20 protein-coding genes are annotated in these 22,994 nt (G+C 39.1%); 17 read left to right on the top strand and 3 right to left on the bottom strand.

The features are described from left to right. Both CLV32_RS00090 and CLV32_RS00085 read left to right on the top strand, forming a co-directional pair. Positions 1-360, top strand: coding sequence for a hypothetical protein (locus tag CLV32_RS00090; RefSeq protein WP_133551291.1), 360 nt, complete (start codon positions 1-3; stop codon positions 358-360). 30 nt (positions 361-390) lie between these two features. Further along, the gene (locus CLV32_RS00085; RefSeq protein ID WP_133551290.1) at positions 391-1,398 is read left to right on the top strand and encodes an SIR2 family protein; all 1,008 of its coding nucleotides are present in this window, start codon (positions 391-393) and stop codon (positions 1,396-1,398) included. Positions 1,399-1,863: 465 nt separating this feature from the next. Here the strand turns inward: CLV32_RS00085 and CLV32_RS00080 are convergent, their stop codons facing one another. Then, positions 1,864-2,679, bottom strand: a complete 816-nt coding sequence (locus CLV32_RS00080) for an AraC family transcriptional regulator (protein ID WP_133551289.1) — start codon at positions 2,677-2,679, stop codon at positions 1,864-1,866. A gap of 116 nt (positions 2,680-2,795) precedes the next feature. Between CLV32_RS00080 and CLV32_RS00075 the strand changes: the two genes are divergently transcribed. The 9 genes from CLV32_RS00075 (at position 2,796) to CLV32_RS00040 (ending at position 14,052) form a co-directional block, all read left to right on the top strand. Continuing rightward, on the top strand, positions 2,796-3,362 hold the full coding sequence (locus CLV32_RS00075; protein WP_243732200.1) for a DapH/DapD/GlmU-related protein: 567 nt from the start codon (positions 2,796-2,798) through the stop codon (positions 3,360-3,362). Positions 3,363-3,373: 11 nt separating this feature from the next. Beyond that, positions 3,374-4,555, top strand: coding sequence for an NAD(P)-dependent alcohol dehydrogenase (locus tag CLV32_RS00070; protein ID WP_133551287.1), 1,182 nt, complete (start codon positions 3,374-3,376; stop codon positions 4,553-4,555). Between the two features lie 11 nt (positions 4,556-4,566). Beyond that, positions 4,567-5,040, top strand: coding sequence for a cyclophilin-like fold protein (locus tag CLV32_RS00065; protein ID WP_133551286.1), 474 nt, complete (start codon positions 4,567-4,569; stop codon positions 5,038-5,040). A gap of 12 nt (positions 5,041-5,052) precedes the next feature. Next, positions 5,053-5,895, top strand: a complete 843-nt coding sequence (locus tag CLV32_RS00060; RefSeq protein WP_133551285.1) for an aldo/keto reductase — start codon at positions 5,053-5,055, stop codon at positions 5,893-5,895. 4 nt (positions 5,896-5,899) lie between these two features. Further along, positions 5,900-6,388: a cupin domain-containing protein gene (locus CLV32_RS00055; RefSeq protein WP_208110926.1), complete on the top strand. Its 489-nt coding sequence runs from the start codon at positions 5,900-5,902 to the stop codon at positions 6,386-6,388. 925 nt (positions 6,389-7,313) lie between these two features. After that, a complete protein-coding gene (locus CLV32_RS00050; protein WP_133551284.1) occupies positions 7,314-10,328 on the top strand; it encodes a DEAD/DEAH box helicase in 3,015 nt (1,004 codons plus the stop codon). A 256-nt stretch (positions 10,329-10,584) separates the two neighbouring features. Next, positions 10,585-12,279: a DUF6119 family protein gene (locus CLV32_RS00045; RefSeq protein WP_166641840.1), complete on the top strand. Its 1,695-nt coding sequence runs from the start codon at positions 10,585-10,587 to the stop codon at positions 12,277-12,279. A gap of 141 nt (positions 12,280-12,420) precedes the next feature. Then, complete coding sequence (locus CLV32_RS23010; RefSeq protein ID WP_166641839.1) at positions 12,421-12,573, top strand: hypothetical protein; 153 nt, start codon at positions 12,421-12,423, stop codon at positions 12,571-12,573. 357 nt (positions 12,574-12,930) lie between these two features. Next, a complete protein-coding gene (locus tag CLV32_RS00040) occupies positions 12,931-14,052 on the top strand; it encodes a hypothetical protein (protein WP_133551282.1) in 1,122 nt (373 codons plus the stop codon). A gap of 314 nt (positions 14,053-14,366) precedes the next feature. On the opposite strand, the gene CLV32_RS00035 is transcribed toward CLV32_RS00040, so the two are convergent. Both CLV32_RS00035 and CLV32_RS00030 read right to left on the bottom strand, forming a co-directional pair. After that, positions 14,367-16,877: a S8 family peptidase gene (locus CLV32_RS00035; RefSeq protein ID WP_133551281.1), complete on the bottom strand. Its 2,511-nt coding sequence runs from the start codon at positions 16,875-16,877 to the stop codon at positions 14,367-14,369. Between the two features lie 17 nt (positions 16,878-16,894). Continuing rightward, positions 16,895-17,890: an AAA family ATPase gene (locus CLV32_RS00030; RefSeq protein ID WP_133551280.1), complete on the bottom strand. Its 996-nt coding sequence runs from the start codon at positions 17,888-17,890 to the stop codon at positions 16,895-16,897. Between the two features lie 612 nt (positions 17,891-18,502). On the opposite strand from CLV32_RS00030, the gene CLV32_RS00025 reads away from it, so the two are divergent. The 6 genes from CLV32_RS00025 to CLV32_RS23445 all read left to right on the top strand — a co-directional run bounded on the left by CLV32_RS00025 (position 18,503) and on the right by CLV32_RS23445 (position 22,905). Next, on the top strand, positions 18,503-19,513 hold the full coding sequence (locus tag CLV32_RS00025) for a hypothetical protein (protein ID WP_133551279.1): 1,011 nt from the start codon (positions 18,503-18,505) through the stop codon (positions 19,511-19,513). An 89-nt stretch (positions 19,514-19,602) separates the two neighbouring features. Then, positions 19,603-19,932, top strand: coding sequence for a helix-turn-helix domain-containing protein (locus CLV32_RS00020; protein WP_133551278.1), 330 nt, complete (start codon positions 19,603-19,605; stop codon positions 19,930-19,932). Positions 19,933-20,311: 379 nt separating this feature from the next. Then, a complete protein-coding gene (locus tag CLV32_RS00015) occupies positions 20,312-20,566 on the top strand; it encodes a helix-turn-helix domain-containing protein (RefSeq protein WP_317130221.1) in 255 nt (84 codons plus the stop codon). Between the two features lie 330 nt (positions 20,567-20,896). Then, on the top strand, positions 20,897-21,445 hold the full coding sequence (locus CLV32_RS00010; protein WP_133551276.1) for a BfmA/BtgA family mobilization protein: 549 nt from the start codon (positions 20,897-20,899) through the stop codon (positions 21,443-21,445). Positions 21,446-21,448: 3 nt separating this feature from the next. Further along, on the top strand, positions 21,449-22,426 hold the full coding sequence (locus tag CLV32_RS00005) for a DUF5712 family protein (RefSeq protein ID WP_133551275.1): 978 nt from the start codon (positions 21,449-21,451) through the stop codon (positions 22,424-22,426). A gap of 164 nt (positions 22,427-22,590) precedes the next feature. Beyond that, complete coding sequence (locus tag CLV32_RS23445) at positions 22,591-22,905, top strand: DUF6660 family protein (protein ID WP_394346165.1); 315 nt, start codon at positions 22,591-22,593, stop codon at positions 22,903-22,905. Positions 22,906-22,994 lie beyond the last annotated feature (89 nt).

Here is a 22,994-nt window from a genome sequence, read left to right as displayed (position 1 = left end):
ATGTATATAAGTGAAATTCAATGTCAAAAACTTGACAAGATATTAAGTGCATTTGGGGATGGTGAATATCTTGATATTAATTTGGTTACCGCTATTGAACCCATTGAAAGAAAGGCGAATGGTCTCATAGAGATTTTAAATGGCAGAGGGTTAATTACCAGAATTGGAGATTCAGAAGAAAATGTATTACCCATGATTTTACTTCTAAATCCCGTGGCCGATGTATTTATGGATAATGGCGGATTTACGGCTGAGTTCCGGAGAACCTCTACAACAAATCATATTACAATTAATTCCACTGGCAACGGGAACATAATAAATACAGGTGATAATAACGAAATTAATAACACTCATTCCTAAATTGAGAAATCTTCCGCTTAATAATTTAAAATGCAAAATGAAATTATTGGTAGATTAAAACAAGAGTTAGACTCTGATTCATACAAGAGTTATCTTAATCTGCTTAAATCACTTACCCAAAATAAAGCGACTATCTTATGTGGTGCAGGTGTTTCTGTCTCGGCAAAGCTTCCATCATGGCAGAATTTTTTAGAAAAAATTGTTAAGGTTTTTATTTTACACTGGGAATTTAAGGAAATGCAGAACCCTAGATTCAAGCAAAGGGTACCTAAAAAAATGTCAATTGCAATGGTTGAAGACTTTTTTCTTGAAGATTTGAAGCAAGAAAAAATAGAAGATTTTTTAAAAGAAGATCCATTAATCTTAGCTCAACTAATTAAAAATTGCATAGAAGCCAAAAACTGGATATGGTTGCTAAGAAAAGCGCTATATAATGATCGCACTCATATAGATTTTAGTTCTCATCTAATGAATAAATTATGTGACTTAGTATTAAATAACAATGAAATCTTTGATAGTTTAATGACATACAACTACGATGATTTAATTGAAATGGTGTTTAATAAAAAGAAATTAAAGACTTGCAGTGTTGTCAGTGAAAATCATTTGAAAAAAAAATCTGGTTTTCCGATTTATCATGTTCATGGAATTCTTCCACTTGAAGGCGGGATTGCCAGTAAAATTTATTTAAGTGAGGAGGACTATCTGACGGACATTGTTGAGCCTAATTCTTGGTACAACCAATTGCATAGCACCAAGCTTACTAGCAACACTTGTGTGTTTATTGGATTATCATTTAATGATCCCAGCGTAAAAAGAAAGCTTGCCATCCACCGCCTCAATAATAAACATTATCATTATGCCTTCTTGACGCACAATGATTCGGAATACGGAAAGAGGAAATTTTTATTATTAAAAAATGAACTGTTACGTTTAAATGTTAGAGTGATTAAATATCCATACACTCCGGATCATTCTTATTTAGGTGAATTTATTAGTCAATTAAATAGGGACTTGCAAAATCCTAAAAACAAATAATGTAGTAAAGGAATAATCCCTAGTAGATATATTTTTACAATTTTGTATACATCAGATACCTACTAGGGAAATAAAATTACTTTTTTTTCTTATTGTAATATCCAACACCCATTTTTCGTATACCGTCGATAGAGGATGTTTATTGCTCTCTTTAACAGTAAACTTTCTCTGGTATTTTGTTCGAAAATCTCTACTAAGGGGTTCTTCTGAAAGCACCTTATCCAGGTTTGCAATCTCAGCCATATCCTTAAGAAATTGGTGCGAGTTCAGTCCTTTGGCGAGTACAAAAACACGTGAGGTACGTACACCTTTTTTTTTTGTTTAAAATATTGCTATAGAAACCTTTAAACGGCTTTTCTATAATTTAATTTTAGTACTGAATTCGCCTGACAAAAGTCCACTATCGAACCATAAGACTTTTTAATTGATACTAGACCAAGCACTAATAAATTAGTCTTTAATCTATCAAATCCTCTCCCGATATTCCTTCGGCGTTACGCCAAGCAATTTTTTCACGTAACGGGTAAAGAATGAACGGCTGGAAAAATCCATTTCATCAGCTATTTCGGAAATATTAAGATCCTTATTTTTCAATAGGATAATGATCCGCTCTTTCGCGTTGCGCTGTATCCATTCAGAGGCGGTTATTCCCGTATTGACCTTGCAAATGTAATTAAGGTACTTTGGTGTAATGTTCAGCTTGTCACTGTAAAACCGCACTTCACGCTGTGTCATGCAGTGTTCCTGTACTAGCTGTATAAACCGCTCGTACAAGGTTCCGCTTTGCAAACTTCGTTTTCTTCTATCGAGCTCGTCTTCAAAAATGTGCCACATTTCCAATAAGAAAATTTGCATCTGGAGTTTAAGTGCTTCTTCATAAAACCGATGGTTTGTTTCCTGTGACATATCGTACAGCAACTGAAAATTTTTCAGGATCTTCTCTTTGTCTTTTTGGTCCGGATGCAAAATAGGATATTCCTTGGAATGTATAATACTGTCTATACTCGCTGTGGCACTCGGCAGACTTGCGGTTAGCAGATCGCTGTCGACAAACAAAATCGTGGCCTTAAAACTTTTTGAGAAAGACAAGTCCGAAACATTAATACCTGCCAACCAAAAGATAAACTCGCCCTTTTTACTTTGATACTGCCGGCCGTTAAAGACAAATTTCACGCTCCCACTTTGACAATACATGTGTGTATGAAAACGGATATTAAAATCCTTTGGAAATTCACTTCCCGATACCGCTTTGTAGAGCATAACTTTTTCATTTGCTGCCATATTACGTAAAAATAGAACAATTAATTAGTAATGGGTAATATTTGACATTACTTGCGAAATAAATGTAACAGAACACCTTTCAAATCCTTTTATCTTTGTCTTATAAAATTATGGCAATGAACACAGTAGATATTTTCGAAAGGTTACGCAACGGGGAAATCATTTTAGCAAACGACCCTGAAGCATACAGAATGCGCGAAGAATCGTTTGTCACCAAGAAGCTCTTGGTTCAAATGAACAACACACCGGATCCTGATGAAATAAGGAATTTATTAAGCGAAGTTACAGGTTCGGAAATTGATCAAAGCGTAGTGGTTTTTACGCCCTTGCACATCAATTACGGAAAACATACCAGGATCGGTAAAAATGTATTCATCAATTTCGATTGTGTGTTTCTGGATCTGGGCGGAATTACCATCGAGGACAATGTATTTATCGCTCCCAAAGTAAGTCTACTATCCGAAGGACATCCAACGTCTATCGAAGACCGTCATTCACTGATCCCAAAAGCTATCCACATCAAAAAAAATGCATGGATTGGTGCTGGCGCCACAATTCTTCCGGGCGTAACTGTAGGCGAGAATGCAGTCGTAGCAGCAGGAGCAGTCGTTTCCAAAGATGTTGCCGACAATACAATCGTAGGTGGAATTCCTGCAAAACTCATTAAAGATATTAACTCCTAAATTTTAATAACATGTCAAACATTAATAATAGATCCAGAAGAAAATTCATTCAACAAACAGCGATTGCAGGCGCGGGTCTGGCACTTGCCGGACCGTTGCAAGTTTTCGCGCAAACAAATAATGAAACAATGATGAAAACCAATATAAAGTCCAGAGGATATGCCGGAAAAGATGTCGCGGGAAAAATGGTTCCCTGGAATTTTGAGAGAAGAGCAGTGGGCGATAACGATGTTCTGATCGATATAAAATATTCAGGCATTTGCCATTCTGATATCCATACCATAAAAGGACATTGGGGACCGCAGAAATACCCGCAGGTTCCGGGCCACGAAATTGCAGGTATTGTAACTGCAGTGGGTAAAAATGTCACCAAATTTAAAGTGGGCGACCATGCTGGTGTTGGTTGTATGGTGAATAGCTGTATGCAGTGCGACAGTTGTAAAAGCGGCGAGGAAAACCACTGTGAAACTACCGGTATGGTAGGCACCTATGGTACCCCGGAAGCATCATCTCCAACGGGCATTACACAAGGTGGTTATGCCAATAACATCGTGGTAACAGAACATTTCGCCATTAAAATTCCAAAAAATATAGAACTGAAATATGCAGCGCCTCTGCTCTGTGCCGGCATTACAACCTATTCGCCAATGATGAAAGTTAAATTCAGGAAAGGTGATAAGATTGGTGTGATCGGCATCGGAGGGTTGGGACATATCGCAGTGAAACTGGCAGTTTCAAAAGGTGCGGAAGTGTATGCATTTACCACTTCGCCTACAAAAATAAACGACATTAAAAGCTTCGGTGCAAAAGAGGTGATCGTGGTAAAATCGGCTGAAGATCTAAAGCCCTACAAAGGCAAACTCGACTTTATGATTTCTACCGTTCCCTATGCTTACGAAATGTCTCCTTACATCGATTGCGTGAAAAAATATGGATACTTTACCCAGGTCGGGCAACCTATCAATGGTGAATTGGCCATCAACAACTTCAACATGATCTTCAATCGGGTAAATTTCAACGGTTCGCTGATCGGTGGTATTCCGGAAACCCAAGAGGTAATGGACTATTGTGCCAATAACAAAATTTATCCGCAAATACAGGTAATTAAAGCTTCGGAAATAAATGATGCGTGGGACAAAGTGGTCAATAAAGAAGCGAGATACAGGTATGTAATTGATGCATCGACATTTTAAGACTGAATGGTATGAAATCTTTGATCACATTAATCGCAATTCTTTTGACGTTTTCTTGCTGCACCGCAAGCTGTGGTAAAGATGAAAAAACTATAGCCGCTCAAAACAACGACGTGGGAAATACCAATCCATTAACTAGCAAAATGAAAATTACGATCGGTACTGCTGTATTTACGGCAACATTGTACGACAACGCGAGTGCGAATGCATTCAAGGCAAAGTTGCCCCTCAGCATCAATATGACAGAGCTGAATGGCAATGAGAAATATTACGATCTCCCCAACAGTTTGCCGACTAATTCATCGGTAGGGGGAAATATCAAAGTGGGCGACTTAACGCTTTATGGAAACAACACGCTGGTTCTCTTTTATAAAAATTTTAGTACCTCTTACAGCTATACAAAACTCGGATATGTTGACAACCCAATCGGACTTGCAACTGCATTGGGCAACGGTAATGCGTTAGTGAAATTTGAGAACAATTAAAATCAGGTCATTATGAAAAATATAACATTAAATAACGGTTTGGAAATGCCCATTCTGGGATATGGTGTCTATCAGATTACACCGGAAGAATGTGAAAAAAATGTTTCGCAGGCCATCAGTGTTGGTTATCGTTCGATCGATACTGCACAGGCTTATGGTAATGAAGAGGGTGTTGGCAGCGCCATGGAAAAAAGTGGAGTTCCACGCAGTGAATTTTTTATCACTACAAAAATCTGGATCAGCAATGCAGGTTACGAAAAAGCCAAACAGTCCATTGAACAATCACTGCAAAAACTAAAGACTGACTATATCGATCTACTGCTCATTCACCAGCCTTTTGGTGATTATTATGGCACATACAGGGCGATGGAAGAAGCCTACGAAATAGGTAAAGCAAAAGCGATCGGAGTTAGTAATTTTTACCCAGACCGATTTATGGATCTGGCAGCGCATGTAGCTATAAAACCTGCCGTAAACCAGGTAGAAACCCACGTGTTCAATCAGCAGATTAAGCCACAGGAATTTATGGCCAAATATGGTACCAAAGTAATGTCGTGGGGACCTTTTGCAGAAGGAAAGAATGATTTCTTCAGCAACAAGATTTTACAGGGCATCGGGCAGAAATATGATAAAAACGTCGCCCAGGTAGCCCTGCGCTTTCTTATTCAGCGAGATGTCATTGTTATTCCGAAAACGGTAACCAAAGAAAGAATGGTACAAAACATCGATGTATTTGATTTTGAACTCTCCCAAGAAGATATGAATAGTATCTACAGATTGGATACGGCAACTAGTCTATTCTTTTCGCACACTGACCCGGCGTTGGTAGAAATGCTTTTGAATTATAAAATTTAAACTAATGAATATCAAACACACCATGCTGGCGATTTTTACATCATTGATATTGATGGCCTGCAATCAAAACAAAAAAGATATGAAATCGGATAAAATCGAGCTAACAGAAATTTTCCCAAAGGGAGAAAAAGGGCCAAGCAAAACGTTTACTGGAAATGCTTATAATATTGGCTTAGTAGACGCAGACAGCACTTTTACCACTGCTGTTGGAAATGTATATTTCGAACCCGGTGCAAGAAGCAATTGGCACAGTCATCCTGCCGGCCAAATCTTAATCATTACCGATGGAGTAGGTTATCATCAAATTGAAGGTCAGCCTGTCGAAATTATTAAAAAGGGAAGTGTAGTAAAATGTCCACCAAACGTTCGCCACTGGCACGGAGCAAGTGCCGATGTAGGTTTACAGCAATTGTACATCGTTCCCAATACAGAAAAAGGAATTGTGAATTGGGATGAAGCGGTGACAGATGAAGTGTATAAAAGCGTGAAATAACTTTAATAACAATCGTAACCCTGCAGACGGCCGCGGATCAAGATTTTAGTTGATTAGGCGAAAAATGAATTCTGCATGCAAAAATATACACACATATTTATCACATTGGTAATGAAGCTATTACACCCAATTCTTCCATAAACTGGTTCGATTTCAGTACGTCCGGGGGTACCGAGCCGGAAAGATAGTTTTTCGAAACATTCTTTCCGGTTTTTTTATGCTCTAAATCCTTGTTAACAGTTATTTTAGGCGTGCTGCCGGACTTGTAATTGAGGTTCGACCTTCAAAATCTAAAATTCTCCATTTTTCCGGAAAGATCGAACCAATGATGTCATCGGAATTGGAACTCACCTCACAGTTTCGCTGTGCATTTAAGGCTGTTATATTTATTGTGTCGACTCAGGAACCACTGAATTTTTCAGAGAAAAGCTGAATTTTTGATATACCTTTTTTGTCACGGATTAAAAGCTTTTTCATACTTAAAAATAAGTAATTTATATGCTTAAAATTCAACAGCCATTATTATAGGATTTTTTTATTTTATTTTAGAGGAAAGTCTTGCCTAGTGGTTAATGAAAGGATTAGGGAAAACCGTAATCCAGTTGAAGGATACTTTGTTAACTTTGCGCTGAACTGTATATTGTTGTGTGAAAAGGCTGGATTAAAGAATAATCTAGTTGTTACTTACCTCAATGGGATTAGTGGCTGTTTGAAGAAACTTTCTGCTCGCAAAATATATACAGGGTGCTGATTATTATTTTAGCTCAAATGATAGTGCTCCTTGATGAAGTGTAGGAGGTAAAAATTATTGTCATCATCATTTTTTAAGTTCAACCGCGTTGAGTCCTATGAATAAATTGAAAAACGCTTATCATTTTTTATCTTTAATCCTTCTGCTAACGACAGAAAGATTAGAATAACGCTCATGAAAAAAGAAAATAGAATACTTGCTGTTAACAGCCTCCAACTATGGCAACATCAAAAAGATGCGCTAAAAGACATTATAGATTATATCGAAGGATTTGAGTCAAAGGCGTTCCTGGTAAAAATGCCTACCGGAACAGGCAAGACAGGGGTCTTTTCCGCACTTTGCCGCGTAGCAGCTCCGGATAAGAATTTCATTATCATCACGCCAAGCACGGCGCTTAAGTTCCAAATCTTAGCCGAAATCAAAGAGCGGTTTTGGACTAAGATCGGCGTGGATAGTAACAGCCTAGCTCAAAAAGTTATCGAGGCGCTTTTGCCAACAGATGCCGATAGCGTTATCCAGGCGATAACAGATAATTCCTTTATTGTCGTAACTACCATACAGGCGCTGCAAACGGTTTCGGTGAATTCACCTGTAAATTTTGATTACCTGAGGAATAATACCGACTGCATTATTTTCGATGAAGGCCACAAAGAACCGGCCTATACTTGGGGAGAAACGGTGAGAAGTTTCAAAAAGCCGACAGTTCTTTTTTCAGCCACTCCTTATCGAAATGATTATAAAGTATTCAATATTGATAAAACTAGATTCTTTTCACTTGAGCATAGTTACTGTGAGCAGCTGAATATCCTGCGCAGGATCGAAATACAAAAAGTAGAGACCGCAGTACTCAATCCGGTTACTTTTGTTAATGGCTTACTTTCTGCCATCAATAAAGTTAGTGGAGATTTGATTGCCCAGGGAATTGAAAATCCAAAGGTGATCATCCGCTGTGAGAGCCAGTCGGAAATAGAAAAAATGGTCGCATCACTCAAAAAACTCAAAAAAAGGGTTGCTGGTATTCATCAAAACTTTAAGGATAAAGACGATCTGCTCTCGCAGGTTCCGGATAATTCTCTTCAGCAGAATTATGATTTTTTCATTCATCAGTTCAAGCTGATTGAGGGAATAGATAATCCGGACTTTTGCATTGTGGCAATTTATGCACCTTTTAAAAGTTCAAGGCTACTGGTACAGCAGGTGGGGCGCGTGCTGCGAAATCCGAGCCTAAAACCAGATCAAAAAGCCTATCTGTTCTGCACGGATGAAGTGAAACTCAAAAACGAATGGAGAAGTTATCTGGAGTATGATAAGATGGTGGATAGCCGCAAGAAACTTTTTGATATAACCGATGTACTCCGGGTAAACAAGGAGGCCTCTACGCTTTATTTTGACGGTGCTTTTCGGGATTTGGTAGATGTGAGTGCGATTTCACTATGTGAGAGTATTTTCTTTCAGAAAAAGCTAAATGCCTATTTTCAAGATGGAACACTTGGTTTTCAGGATCTTGCCGCGGCGCTTCTTGAAGAGTGGAGCAAAAGGGATTATTCAATTCTCAAACATGATGTGGTAGGGAACAACTGCCTACTTATCCTCTATATCAAATACGAAAACTCGCCTTTGGTGAGGGATGGAATTTTTATTGAGCAGACCCTGGGTATTACCATGCTAAGGGTAGATGAAAAGCGGGTATTTTATTACGATAGTATGCAGAACAATCCCATGCGCCAGATTGAAGAACTTCTTCCAGTGACCCGAGAGACATTGGTGAAGCTTTTTAAGGATAAGAGAAATGTCAATAAGATTTTCCTAATGAATACTGATATCGGGGGTAGGAATGTGCGGAGTAAAGAACTTCAGGCTGGAGCCATTGAATATACCGCACCCGGACTTGCGGACCATTCCTTTTTTGCTGCCAGGCTTGAGGGGAAGGTGCGGGATGGGAATGAAACCAAGCGGCGATATATCGGTTTTCAAAATGGCCGCATTACTGATGCAACCGGAAAAAGGATTTCTTTTGAGGATATGAATGCCTGGATCGATAAGATCGATGGACAGTTGAGTGCAAATGTGAATACTGCAGCTATCGATAATTTTATGGCGAGATTTGCTAGCAGGGTTGATCCTCCGGATAGTGTTAGGGGAGCGGCTATCTTATTGGATGTAGAAGATGAGCTTCTGGAAAGCTTTAGCTTTGGCCCTGATAACCAAGCCGTTGTTTTTGATGATCTTTGCGCTCTGGTGGAAAATGATGAATTCAGGCTCAGAATCAATGGTATGGATTTCGTTTTTCAACTGAACTATCTTGCCGACAAGAAGCGGTTTCAACTTCTCTGTGGCGAGCTCGATGAAATGCTTAATAGCCGTTTCGCAGATGAAGACGGTATGCTCGCTTATCTGAATACAAATCAGTCTTTCCGGGTAGTGATCAAAGGGAATGAATATATTTATGCCAATAAGTTTTTTTTCAGGCCTGGAGCAAATCTGATAAGTAAAAAACGAGATCTGGATATTAAACAAATATTCAATCCACATGCTTGTATTTCAAAAATTACCAGTGAAAAAGGTAACTCAGCAACCCTCCCAATTTCGGGGGATCTTTGGCATAAGGATACTCTTTTTGGCTTGATTGGCAGACAGGCGGCAGGGTATGGAGATGCCGTTCTGGAAAACCTTTTTGGTTTCAAATATTTGGTATGTGATGATTTGAACAGTGAAATTGGAGACTTTATTGCGCTAGATCCCGACGGAAAGCGATTGGTATTCATCCACGCTAAGGCATCTACGGCGACATTATCCGCTACCGTATTTCAGGAGGTTTGCGGGCAGGCCACCAAGAACCTGGATTACCTCACGCCATACTTTGATAAGCGACCTCAGGCGAATATAACCAAATGGGGCAAACCCTGGACGTTCGCACCGATTGGCACGGTCAATAGTCGCATTATCACAAAAAATATTACTGCGAATGCATTTTACGCTAAGTATAAGGAAATGATATCAAATCCAAGTACATCCCGGGAGGTTTGGCTTGTTGTTGGAGATATGTTTGATTACAATGCCTTCAAAAAAGAAATCAATAAATCCGATATTACGGATGTCAAACCCGAGATTATTCAATTAGTTTACCTGCTACGCTCAACCTGGAACAGTGTATCCTCTGTGGGTGCACAGCTTAAGATTTTCTGTTAAAATTTATAGACAAATTCAACTCCACACAATGCAAAACATTCATCAAGGAAAGCCATTGATGAAAGACAACTGTAAATGGAGATTGTCGGTCAATTGATTGACGAATACACTAAAGACCTTATGATGTAAAAATCAGATTTAACCCCTCAAAATAATACGCTCAATGACAATAGTACCCAACATATTTAAAATCGATAAAACTCATGGATCATTGCGGGGCCTGCCCGATACCATGACAATTATTAGGCACATAATTTTGAGATCATATCAGAAACGGAACCGTCCGTTGGATCAGTCTCAACTCAGAATTCCCAGCGTTCAGAAAAATGAATTTACCTACTACCTTTATCAATATCGTGTTGCCGACAAAGATTCGGACTGGTCGACTTTTCTTCCTAATGAATTAAAGGAAGGTGCAGAATTTCAGCAGACCAAAGTGAATCTGGTATTGTTTATGGAAACGGAGCATGAGTTATTTGCAATAGTTGGAGGCTCGGCATATTGGTTGATTGCAAATTTTATCGACCACCTTTACGGACTTTTGACCTACGACAAAATTATCTCTCTGGAAGAGGATGAGGCTACATCAACTAAATCCAGGGGGATGACAGGGCAGCGAGCAGGCTTAAGCGAACAATATAGGGACAATTACAGAATGATAAATTATTTGCAATTTGGCAAAATCCCAAAGGAACTTCATATCCGCCTCTCCAGTACCACAAGTGACGAATATTTTTCGTTTTTATTAGCTAAGACAGCTGAAAAGTTGCAGATTGTGGCGGGTGCTGGATTTAAAATCAATAAGGAGGTAGATTTTGAAAAATTGCATCAAATTGTCGGTGAGCTCAGCACCATAATGACGCTGGCTCCAAAAGATTATTTAAGTTCCTATATTCACATCCGCGATAGGTTAGTACTGGAAGAACTTAATGGATTATTGAGGGAAAAAATTTATAACAATATACCATATCTACTGCGTACAAGCATCGATCCACGTGATATATTTGAGTTTGACTTCTGCAATCCAAATAAAATTGAAGCCTTCTATGAAGCCGATCATTATGATCTTGTCGAAAAAACTGAAACAGGCAAGAAAAAGGATGGGCATTTCGCAACGGTATATGACAAAGCTGAACTTTACAGGAAAGTAATTGAGCGGGCTTATGAGTTGAATGGAAATAATGAGGGTAAAATTATTGCGTATTTATATGGCGTCAATATCCAATGTTATGTTGGGAACAAGCAGACGGCAAGCTCAGGGTTTATGTTCCATTTCAACGCCGAGTTTTCATGGCGTGGTGACGCTGTTTTTTTGGTAGATGGTAAATGGTACCTTCTAAAAGATACTTTTGTAGAAAGTTTGATGGCTCAGACAGAAAGAATAATGAAAAGTTCACGTCTGACATCCGGTATTTTGAGCGAAAGCTGGACTTTTGATACCGTCAAAATGAAATTTAGCAAAGAAGGATCCTACAATATGCTCTATGACAATATGCCCGGTTACATAGTATGCGACACTGTTATTATCGATGGAGTTGAACTTTGTGATATCTTGCATATAACCGCTAATGAAGTATATCTGATCCATGTTAAGCACAGTTTTACTTCAAGAGTGAGAGAACTTACCAATCAAATCTTGATTAGCGCCCGCAGACTCAGCCAGGCAATTTCCGCTAAGCAGCGTACTTTTTTTAACGGTATTTACGATGCGCTGGTCACTAAAGGAAGATCCGTGGATAATTTGACAAGTGAGGAATTTTATAACTTATTTTTAGCGAAGAAACCTATCTATGTTTTTGCTACAGCTTCGCAATTAGCGGTAGATTTGGCGATACAGGATAATGTTGCGCTATATGATTCAAATATTGCCCGTTTTTCACTCGTTACCTGCTCTGCAGAAATGCAAACCAGTTTCTATGAACTAAAAACATTCCAAATTACTCGGGCATAATTACACATAACATAAAATAATCTCTTAAGTTTATAATTTCATATACTGTTTTGAATGCAATTCTAACTTGCATACTTTCTGATATAGTTCCATCATACGATGCCTGGAAAGACTTTCTACTACCAATTATAATAGCAGGTCTTGCAGCTTACATGGTCTACTGGGGCTTCGTTAAAGAAACCAAGCGGGACAAAAAGAAAGAATTGGAAGCTTAAAAGCAATGAAGGTGATTTTGCCATCATCAGTTACTTCTCTGTGGACGAAAAGTATCGAAGTATGGGAGTTGGAAAATAGCTGGAGAAATATTGCGTAGAACAATCAAAGAGACGTTGCTGCTAACGGGTACAGGTTCATTACATCATCAGAAGAAATGAGGCCCATCGGTTTTACGAAAGACAAGGAGATGTAGAGTCGAGGCAATACTTTACGAAGGACTTAGTGTAGGAATACGATACCCACAAATTTTTATTCTGGATTTACACCAACTTAAATAAAATGGATTAATGTTTTAGCCGTATATTATTCATCTTGAAGAAAATCTCGGATCATAGTGACTGATAGGAAGATTAGCATCCTTATGTCGCTAAATTCTATACTCAAATTCTTACCTTAGAGCCTAAGCATTAACTTCTATAGCCCGCTCAGTCATCCATGAAAGAAGAACTTAAGTATTCGCTACAAACGATATTCATGCAGATCGGCCAATACGACCGGTATGCTATTTTTGATTTCAAGTTCGGATCAGAAGCATTCAATAAGTACGGATCCACCGTATATGGCTATATTATATATACGCCTTCCCAACGTGCTGCACTGAAGGCGCAGACCAATTCCGGGGAAATTCCATACGAGGATGGCCTGATCATTTTGGACGGCGCGCTGCAAGATCCGGAAACCAATAAACTATTAAAGTCGGATGGTTTTTACGTGCACGATATCAGGAGCTTAAGTACCATGGACCTTGGTCCGATTGCCAATCAGTATGATAATACTCAGACCAAGGATATTCCTAATACGATTACCCTTGATTTTAGTCCCAGTCTACTTGACGGTGAGCGCATGCAGTACATGAATTTCAATAACCGGATCAAAGAAGGCATCCCATTGATTGCCGGAGAGAAAAGGCAATATTATGCCCTGATGTTATTGTTGGATCGCCAGCGCATAACCGAAGGAGATAAGCAGCAATATTTGATCGACCCCGATACCGGATATTTTTTTGATGATGTAGTGCTCACTTTGTTCAAAACCTATGCTAGTGTTGATGAAAAGGGCAGCACTTCCCGCAAGCTGGTCAATAGGGCTCTTGGAAACAGGCGAAGGGAGCGAACGAAATTTATATGCCGTCATCTCGGTATAGCGGAAAAGCATATCGATAAACTTAAGGTTTATAATGAACCTGCATGGAGAGAACTTATGAAACTGATTTACGGATTTGAATCCGAGGTGCTGACGCTATGGGGATGGAGGCACCAGATCTATTGGGACTTTGAACGCTTTATCCATATCTATCTCAGACATTATAAGGATTTTTTGATCAACGGATCGTCCAAGGGACAGGGAACAGGCTTCCAGTATACCCTCAAAGACATCCGGCGCATCATCAATATTGTTTTGGAGCAGAACCACCAGGCTATTGAAGAGCGTCTGGATCAAGGCAAGGGTTTTCATATTCAAAACGACAAGGGGCATTACTACAACGGAAACTATTATTCCTTGAGGATTAATCCTGACGGAAAGCTCATGCAGTTTCATCCGCAGGATAACTTTTAACCTACAGGCCATTGCTGGATCTGCTTTTGGACTTGTAGATTTGCGGGGTTTAGCTATCTTGTGACCATAAAAAATTAACGTTATGGCATTCGACGACCTTCCACAGATCGATCGAACTTTCGGAGCACAATGACGAGGCAAAAAAAGGCTTGCTGCAATATTCAGCCAAAAGGCTGGTTTCATTTCCAGGGAACAAGTCCCATTTTGATATTCGCTAAAGCCAAAAGAAATTTCAAGGCAGACATGATACAGGCGCAGCAACAGTTGGTCATTACCTATTGAAATCAAATGCAAAACGCTTATAAATCAGTGTTTTATGTTGTTGCCCTAACGGGAACTTCTATATTAACCTTTTGCATAATTTCATATATTTCAATTTCTGCGTTTAGTATTTCAAAACTTACTACAAAAGAATATGGAATCTCTTTATGCAGGTCATTTTCCCAACCTTTGCGTCCAATGACTGCAAACGAAAGCTCGCTGGGCAAGTCAAATGATTTCAAAACAGTCCAGTCTTTTTGATTAGCACTGGCCTGGCGCCTGAGGTCCTTGATTTTCCCCCAATTACTATGGCTCCAGATACACCATTTTATAGAGTGTGGGTCCTCAGGTTCTTGATCGTCCTGATCCAAACTACTATCTACCATATCTTTCAGCACATCCGACTGAAATGACTGTACACTTTGTCCCAATTTACTGGAGTCCCATGTCAGCCAGGTAGATAAATAAGATCGGATGTTTTTCCTTGTTCTCCTAGGTTCAGCAGAATAGCATAGCGAAACCTCAATTAAAATATCATAAGCCTCACCCTGCTTACGCAACTCCGGCGGAATTTTTACAGAAAAAATTTTCGCTTTTTTTGCAGCTATTTTGCCACTCTCGGTAAAAGTGATTCGAAAAGGGGTATTGTCGATAGCCCGATCTAAATTTGGAATGCCATAACCCATGTATCTCAAATGCCTTGATTGAGGATTTTGAAAGATCGCTTCGGGCAAACGCGCGGATTGGATTAATAAAGCCTTATAGAAAAGCGCATTTTCTTTAGGGAAGAGCTTTTGAAGATGCCCTAAAATATGCGTCACTTTCGGCGCACTGAAGGAAGTTCCGATATCAACGCGGCCTACTCCGTGCAGACCAGTTTTTACAAGTTCAGGTGAGGTTTCGGGAATTATAGTAAGATTACTGCCTGCTTTCTCTCTTATCCAGTCTCCTCCATATTCGACCACCTCTGGTTTAATTGCTCCCCACATGCCCAATCCAGATCTGGAGAAAGAAGAAGGGAAGTCCTTTTTACCAAATGACATTCGATCTGGATCATCAAACCCATCAATACAAACAGAACCCACTGTGATGGAAAATATACTCTGGGCCGGGTCTGCAATTCTTGATGAAGGTTCAAGCAAATAGCTCGGGTAATGTCGATTGGCAGCCAAATGTTCTTTGATACCAGGCCTATTGGCCAAATGATTACTGTCATTGATATTGCCAGCAGATACTACGAAAACTTTTTCTCCCTCATGGCAAATCATATCAATGGCCGATGCCCATTGGGACATGTGTCTGGTCCTACAAGGTATTCTCGCATTAATTGAAAGATTAAAAAGGGTAGTGTCAGTGTTTTGATCTACAATTGTATGCATCAGCGCAGGTTCAAATAGCAAACTCGACATTGCCTTATTCGCATCTAAAACCCGCATGTTGGTAAGATAAAACGGCGCCTGAAGCTCTCCTTCACGAGGTATAGCCGCACCATATAAAATCGCACCAGCTACCTTAGTTCCATGGCCACCATTAGAAACCTGATCTGCGAAGGTGGTTTCATTTGGAACAAAATTTATCGACCTTTCCGGAAGCATAGCAGGCGCTAACAATAAGTGGTTTTGCTGAATGCCACTATCTATAATACATATCTTAGGCGAATCATTGCTAGGGGTATGGATGGTACAGTTTACCTCGCCAAAATCTTCATGGGTTAGTGTATGGCTGTCCATTTCGCAATGTTCAGCTATCTCAAAAACATAAGGATAGTTCAATACAATATCTTTCAGTGCCCGGCCGGAAATTTCAGCTCTAAAACCAAAACTGTCCTGATATTCGACAAACTCACCTACTATATTACCCCCACCTAACTCAATAAAGGTCTGAACCTGGCTTTGACGTTCCATCACCAATTCATCATGTGCAATGTCCACAAGGAAGGCCCTTTCATACCAAGCGGATAAACTCTTTTTGAAAGACTTCTCGTTAGTTCGGTCAGAGCGGGTCGGTTGTTCTGTTTTCTTGATATAACAGGCAATTGAAATATCCACTACAAATTCCTCTTCTTCCTCAACTCCATCAAGCCATTTCCAATACAGTTCTTCGCTGAGAATATACTGGGGCCTCCATTGGTTGCCTTGTTCAATTTCCCAAAGTAACGCAGTTCCTTTATTTTCATTCTTTTCAAAATCTTCTATTTTTGATTTGAACGATTTGAACTGATCTACGCTTGCCCCTAAAACAAAACCTCTTTCTTCTTCGGCAAGAATTTCCATTCCGAAGCCTTTGAGCGTTTCGATGTCAAAAACATTGGGGTCTACCTGCAAAAGCACGGGTATAACTCCGCTGTCTGGAAGCTCAGGTAAGCCTTGTTCCGCTCGCCATTGCAAAATATCTTTATTGAACAGTTCGACACCCTCAATCATTTTTGACAAGGAGTCACCATGAGCCTTTCTGTTTTCCAGATTCTGTAAGGACCGCGGTGCTTTTCCACTACCAGGAAAGCCTTTAAATTTATAATTTCCGTCTAAAATAGTTTTGAGCGGCAAATGTGGGAATTTCGCCATTTTGAGAGCATTTGGTTTTATTGATGATAATTTTCGTTTTCTTTTAAAGAGTTCATGAAATCAGCCTCTTCTACTTCATTTCTACCTTCAATCACTGCAAGTTTTGCTGCATCATTTGCTATTTTAACAATTAGCGCGCTAGAAAACTTGTCCATTTGTTTGGCTATTTCCGCAAACTTAACCTGCCTTGAAATTTTTATTGTTGCCAGAGTTGCCTTCAGTATCATGGCGATTTCCTGATGACCTGGTTTGGGCATTTCGATAATATCGTCAAACCTCCTAAAAAGCGCTTTGTCCAACATACCCTGTAAATTCGTAGTTGCTATGATAATTCCTTCACCCTTATAGTCTTCAAGTACATTCAAGAGGATATTTACAACCCGGTGCATTTCTCCAACATCTTGTTTGCCGTCTCTGGATTTGGCTATAAAATCAAATTCATCCAATAATAATACGCAAGGAAAATGTTCGACGGCAGCAAAAATATTGGTAAGATTTGTAGCTGATTCCCCCAGGTAAGAAGAAACTATAGCCTCAAACCTTACTTTTAAAAAAGGAAGGCCGATATTCCAAGCAATACGTTCGGCTGCCATACTTTTCCCACATCCCGGGCTACCGTATAAAAGAATACGCTTCCTGGGCTGCAATCCAAAATTTGCCAAACGTTCTCTGGCTACGAACTCTTTTTCTATGCGAGAAATTTTTGCTTCAATCTCTTTGGAAAGGATCATTTCATGCCGAAGGTCATCACGATAAACCTCTGTTGCCAATGGTACATTTTTGCGTTTATCAACCGGAATACTTACACTTCCCCCAAAAATAGTTTTCAACTCACCTTTCAGGGATTGTGACGATTGTACATTTCTTTTAAGAATAGAATTTAAACGATCTGCCAATTTATGGTGTCCTTTTTGACGTTCGGATTCTATAATAACACCTGCTACTTTGACAATGTCATCCTGAGGTTCTCCCTCAATAGTCTTAAATAAACGTAGTATTAATTCCTGATTCATGGTGTCGGCCGCTTTAAAGCATTAAATTTTGACGAAAGTACGTAATATAGTATTTAACAGCCAATATGCTACGAATATTTTTCCACTATTCAACATTATCGATGTATGGTTTGAAATCGTCACTAAAAAAAGTTGCCTATGGATACATAAGCCAGATTACTTTATGTGATGTTTAGTTATGTCCACTCCTTGATGCGAAATTTAAGAGAAAGGCACTGGTTGCTTTTGGGATAACAGCAAGGATATAGCAAGATCATCTAATCAATTGTAAAAAAGAGGGGAAAATATTGGTTTACCAAGTGGGACAAATTCAATTTCCTCGATGAAATCGAAGCTAAGGTTACCCACAAACCCTGATAAGACATTTAGACAGCACCAGTAATTACAGGTCAGCGTATTACTTACTTTGGCCCCATACAACAGCTTTCCCACTTCGCCCAAAAAGGTGCCCCTTCGGGGATAAAATAGCCAAATCACTGGTAGGCTATTTCGTTTATTTTAATAACCTCATCCGTTAATTCTGCTTATTTTTTATATTAAACATCTAGCCGACTATTAGAAAGTCCTAAAATAAATTTCTATATTTTGGTATTTAAATACTAACCCTTAAATATGACTGGCTTAATTCAATTTTTATCTAAAATTCAAACTTTCAACCTACTCATCGTTAAAAAAAGCGAGTTAAAGAGCCCCATAAAAGAAGATGAGAATAAGCAAGCCTATAGCCTCGCCCACGAAACCCATTATTATGATTCTTTTACCTATAAAAGTGAAATCAGGGTATTAAAAGATATGGCGTTAATTGATCTGCTGTCCCTTAATGACACCAGTTTAAAAAGAGAATTTGAACAGCTCAAAAAATTAAAGGAAAGGTTTAAACTTATATGGACAAATTTCCATGAGCACTATAATGAGTTTAGAGATGAATATCCCCGAAACTTCATATTTTCGATCCAGCTCGATTATTTGTTTATCGTTAACAACCTGCAATCAGACCACAAGGATATTTATATAGGTGATGAGTTTGTGGAAAGTCTGCACGATACTTTAAAGATCAGGGATAAGTTCCTAAGTGAGCTGGTCAGCGAAATTGATGAAATCCTGCATCCCCGTGAAACGTTCGAGGAATGGATGGCCAAACAGAAAAGCCCAGAACAAGTTGAAGATGCTACGGCAGAGCTATCCCAAAAAATCCCATATAATCCCGATGCGGGTCGGCCAAAATTCAATCATCAGTATATAGATGACTTTTTGCAACTCATAAAGACTTATTTTTCAGAGGAACATTTTAACAAACTTGCTGCCCTGATAAAATCGGGCGAACAACCTGCAAGCCAGTTGATCTTCAACGGAAACAGTAATAAACTTGCTGATGCTTTTAAGCAGCTTTATGAAGCAAACCTGATTGTTGGATGCAATAAAGTGGAACTTGAAAAATGGATCCTAAAACACTTCTTATATAGCAATGGAGATAAAGTAAACGAATACTCGGAAGGCTGGCTCAGTGCGATTATATCTTCCGATACCAAGGTCTGCAAATCACCAATTTTAGAGGTGAGGATGAAAGACAAAGTTCCTTTTCTGGTTCCGACGGTCCGAAACAAAAAAAACAGTAAATATTAGTAGGGAAATGGTAAGGATACGGTTTAACGTGTTGTAACCCTACAAAACAAGCTGCTAACATTGTGGTATCAAAACAAAAGATACCGCTTATGAAGTACACATTTGAAGAACTACCGCAGGCCATTAGTACACTGCACGAAAAGGTAGATTGTATTAAAGACCTGTTGCTGGAAAACAGGTCGCAAAATCCCCAACGTCCCCGAGACGATTTATTGACCATCAGACAAGCTGCCGAATTTCTCAGCCTGTCCATACCAACGCTATACACCAAAGTGAGCCGGAAGGAAATCCCTGTGAACAAGCGGGGCAAAAGACTTTATTTCTCCATGGTAGAACTGTTAGAATGGGTAAGATCAGGAAGGAAGAAAACCGCGGAAGAAATCAATTCCCCAACGAACGGTATCATACCACCAACATAGCTATATATCTCTATAGATATATATCCACATAACAACGGTTTATGTATAGCAAAAACTACTGACATAGCACGTAATACGGGGCAGTTGGAAAGCTTGTAGGGTTTTGTGGGAAGCAGCTATTAGCGGTAGAAAGCTGGTTCAGGCAAGTCAGTCCCCTTTTCAGGGGCTGAGCAAGCGGAAGTTGGGCAGTGGCCCTACTTGCTTGCCCTGAGCTATCGCTACAGGGACTTCAAGTATCCTCCGGGGATACTTGTCGGCTTTTCAAGCCGATTAAAACAGTAATTGGTATACTTTGAGGTATACCGAATATTTAAATGTAAAAATATATGTATATGTGCATTAGTGCATATATCAAAAAGGAAAGGAGCTAATTATGAAGATGGACATCATTACAATGGATGATCTGCAGCAGTTCAAGACGGAAATGCTGAATGAAATGAAAAATATTTTAGAAACTAATAGTGGTGCTTCAAATAAATCATGGCTGAGGAGTGCTGAGGTGAGGAAAATGCTAAATATTTCGCCTGGAACATTACAAAACCTGCGCATCAATGGCAATTTGCCATTTCGCAAGGTCGGGGGAACTATGTTTTACAGTAGGGAAAAAATTGAAAAGATGATGGAGGGGAAATGAAATGACGAAAAATGAAAACTTGTACCACAAAGGATTGCGTCGATACTTTGCGCATGCATCACAACAGCCACATTTTTTTCCAACGCATTTAAGCATATTAATTGCATTGGTTCAATGTTGTAATTATCAGGATGTAACACTTCCATTTAATGTAAGTAGAAAAACGCTTATGCGATTTTCAAGGATAAAGTCTGTTTCTACATACCACAAAAATATCAAGGAGCTGAAAGAAAGTGGCTTTATTAAATATAAGCCCTCATGGCATCCAAAGCTGGGAAGTGAAGTTATGCTTAACATAGAATTGGAGAAGAACTTTTAAGGAGATAGGTAATGGAAGATATCAATGTTAAGTCTGTGCGATATCCAAAAGCAACTGATGAAAAACTAGAAAAAATCTCGTTGAAACTGGGGAGACCGAAAAAACTGGTGGTTATACAGATGGTTAATTATTTTTATGGTACAAAAAAAGACCCGATCGATTTCAACGACGAGCTACTTAAGAAAGAGCTGGTTAACGGAGTGAACAGGATAATATCATTTTTCAAAAAGCAGGAAAAGGATTTTCTGTTACCTATGTTTACCGATAGTAACGGACTTACTATCATAGCTAAAGAGCATACAGAATATTTCAAAATAATCTGGCAGCATCTACAGAAAGAGGAAAAGAAAAGTGACCGACTTTCTAACCGTATGGGGCAACTGGAAAAAGAAATTGCTAGAACTCAACAATACTACAATGAAAAAAGCAAACTGAAGTCCAGTTTTAGAGAGATACTTAATTATTATATTAATCAGAGAGAATCTTTGGGATGGCCGGTATCAGCTGCCAAAAAGGAGGAACTGCAGAGCCATGTTAGAAAATCCCTCGAAAATATTTAGTCTATGTATATCAACATCACAGCATCCGAAACAGGAAATAACAAAGGCAGCAGCGGAGCTTTGGTCAACTACCTGGAAAAGGAGAATGAGCTGAAAAATGGGAAAAATTCAGTACCGGATTACGAAAACTGGTTCAATGGTTTAAGAAACGATATCAGAAGACAGGAGGTTCGGGTCAAGGTCGATAATAACATTGCTAAGCTTAGCCGTGACGACAGTAAGTTTTTTCTGATTAATATCAGTCCGAGCCAAAAGGAGCTGGAACATCTTTTTAATCGATATGGGGATAATGGGGCAAAGGAAAAACTCAAAGAATTTGCTGCAAAAGTTATGGATGAGTATGCTAAGAATTTCAAAAGGCCAGGTATTATTACCAACAACGATCTTTTATGGTTTGGCAAGGTTGAAAACTACCGTTACTACAAGCACACAGATAAAGAAGTAAAAAATGGAACAAAGCAAAAGGGTGATCGAAAAGAAGGACGACAAATGCACGTCCAAGTGATTGTGAGTCGAAAAGATTTAAGTAATAAAGTTAAGCTTAGTCCTCAAAATACCTCAAAAGGGAAGAATGAAAAACATTCTGCAAAACTAGGGCAATTTAACCGTAGTGCATTTAAACAATCTGGTGAGGAGGTATTTGATAATTTATTCAAATTCGAAAGAGGGCTCAAGGATAAGTTTATTTATGCAAATGTTATGGAGAACGGAACTCCTGAACAGAAAACCCAGATGCAGATGATCTCCGAACTCTCGATTGACATTTCAAGAGATATCAGTATAGATAGTTTGACGAAAGGAATTTCAGATGGAGTTTTTGCCAATGTTACCGATTTGATAACTACTGTAAAAGATGCTGGCATTGGGGTATTGGAAATCTTGATGGAACCTACCTATGAATCTCCACAGACAGATTCTGCCGAGGAATCTGAGAAACGGAGACGTAAAAAGTTGCAGCAGTCACAGGGACGTATTAGGTAGGTTCGGCAAAACAGTAAAAATTGTTATTTTAACAATAATCATTCTCACTATTCCACCCTTTTTTGATAGAAAATGAGATGAGTATTTGATTAGCATTTTTGTTTATAATACCTTATATAAATTAGATTTAAGCATTGGCCTTTGTTTTACTACCTTTGCACCGGATGAAATACTTTGCTTTACTCTTTAGCATATACTGTGCCCTTCTTACTATCCTGCCTTGTCAGGACAGGGAGGACGTTGCTGCCAAAGTAACCCATGTCATCATCCAAAAAAGCCATGCTTCAAGTGAGCGGTGCAACCAGGAATCTTGTCCGCCATTTTGTAACTGCAGCTGCTGCTCTAGTGCTAGGCAGGTCTCTTCCAAGGCGGTTTTAACCGTTTTTACAAAAGCTATTGGTTCTACCTATCCAGGGCTAATTACTCCAGGAACTATGTCAAAAGCCATTTCGGTTTGGCAACCCCCACAGTTAGGTTAATACGTCTTATTTAATTTATTGCCAATTGTAAATCACATTGGCCATTTCGCTACGTATTATCTTTTATTTTATGTTTGAAAAAATAATCT

It is taken from the genome of Pedobacter duraquae (assembly GCF_004362245.1).
Classification (GTDB): Bacteria; Bacteroidota; Bacteroidia; order Sphingobacteriales; family Sphingobacteriaceae; genus Pedobacter; species Pedobacter duraquae.
Note: the sequence above shows the minus strand (reverse complement) of the source record. Positions and strands in the feature narration are given on the sequence as shown.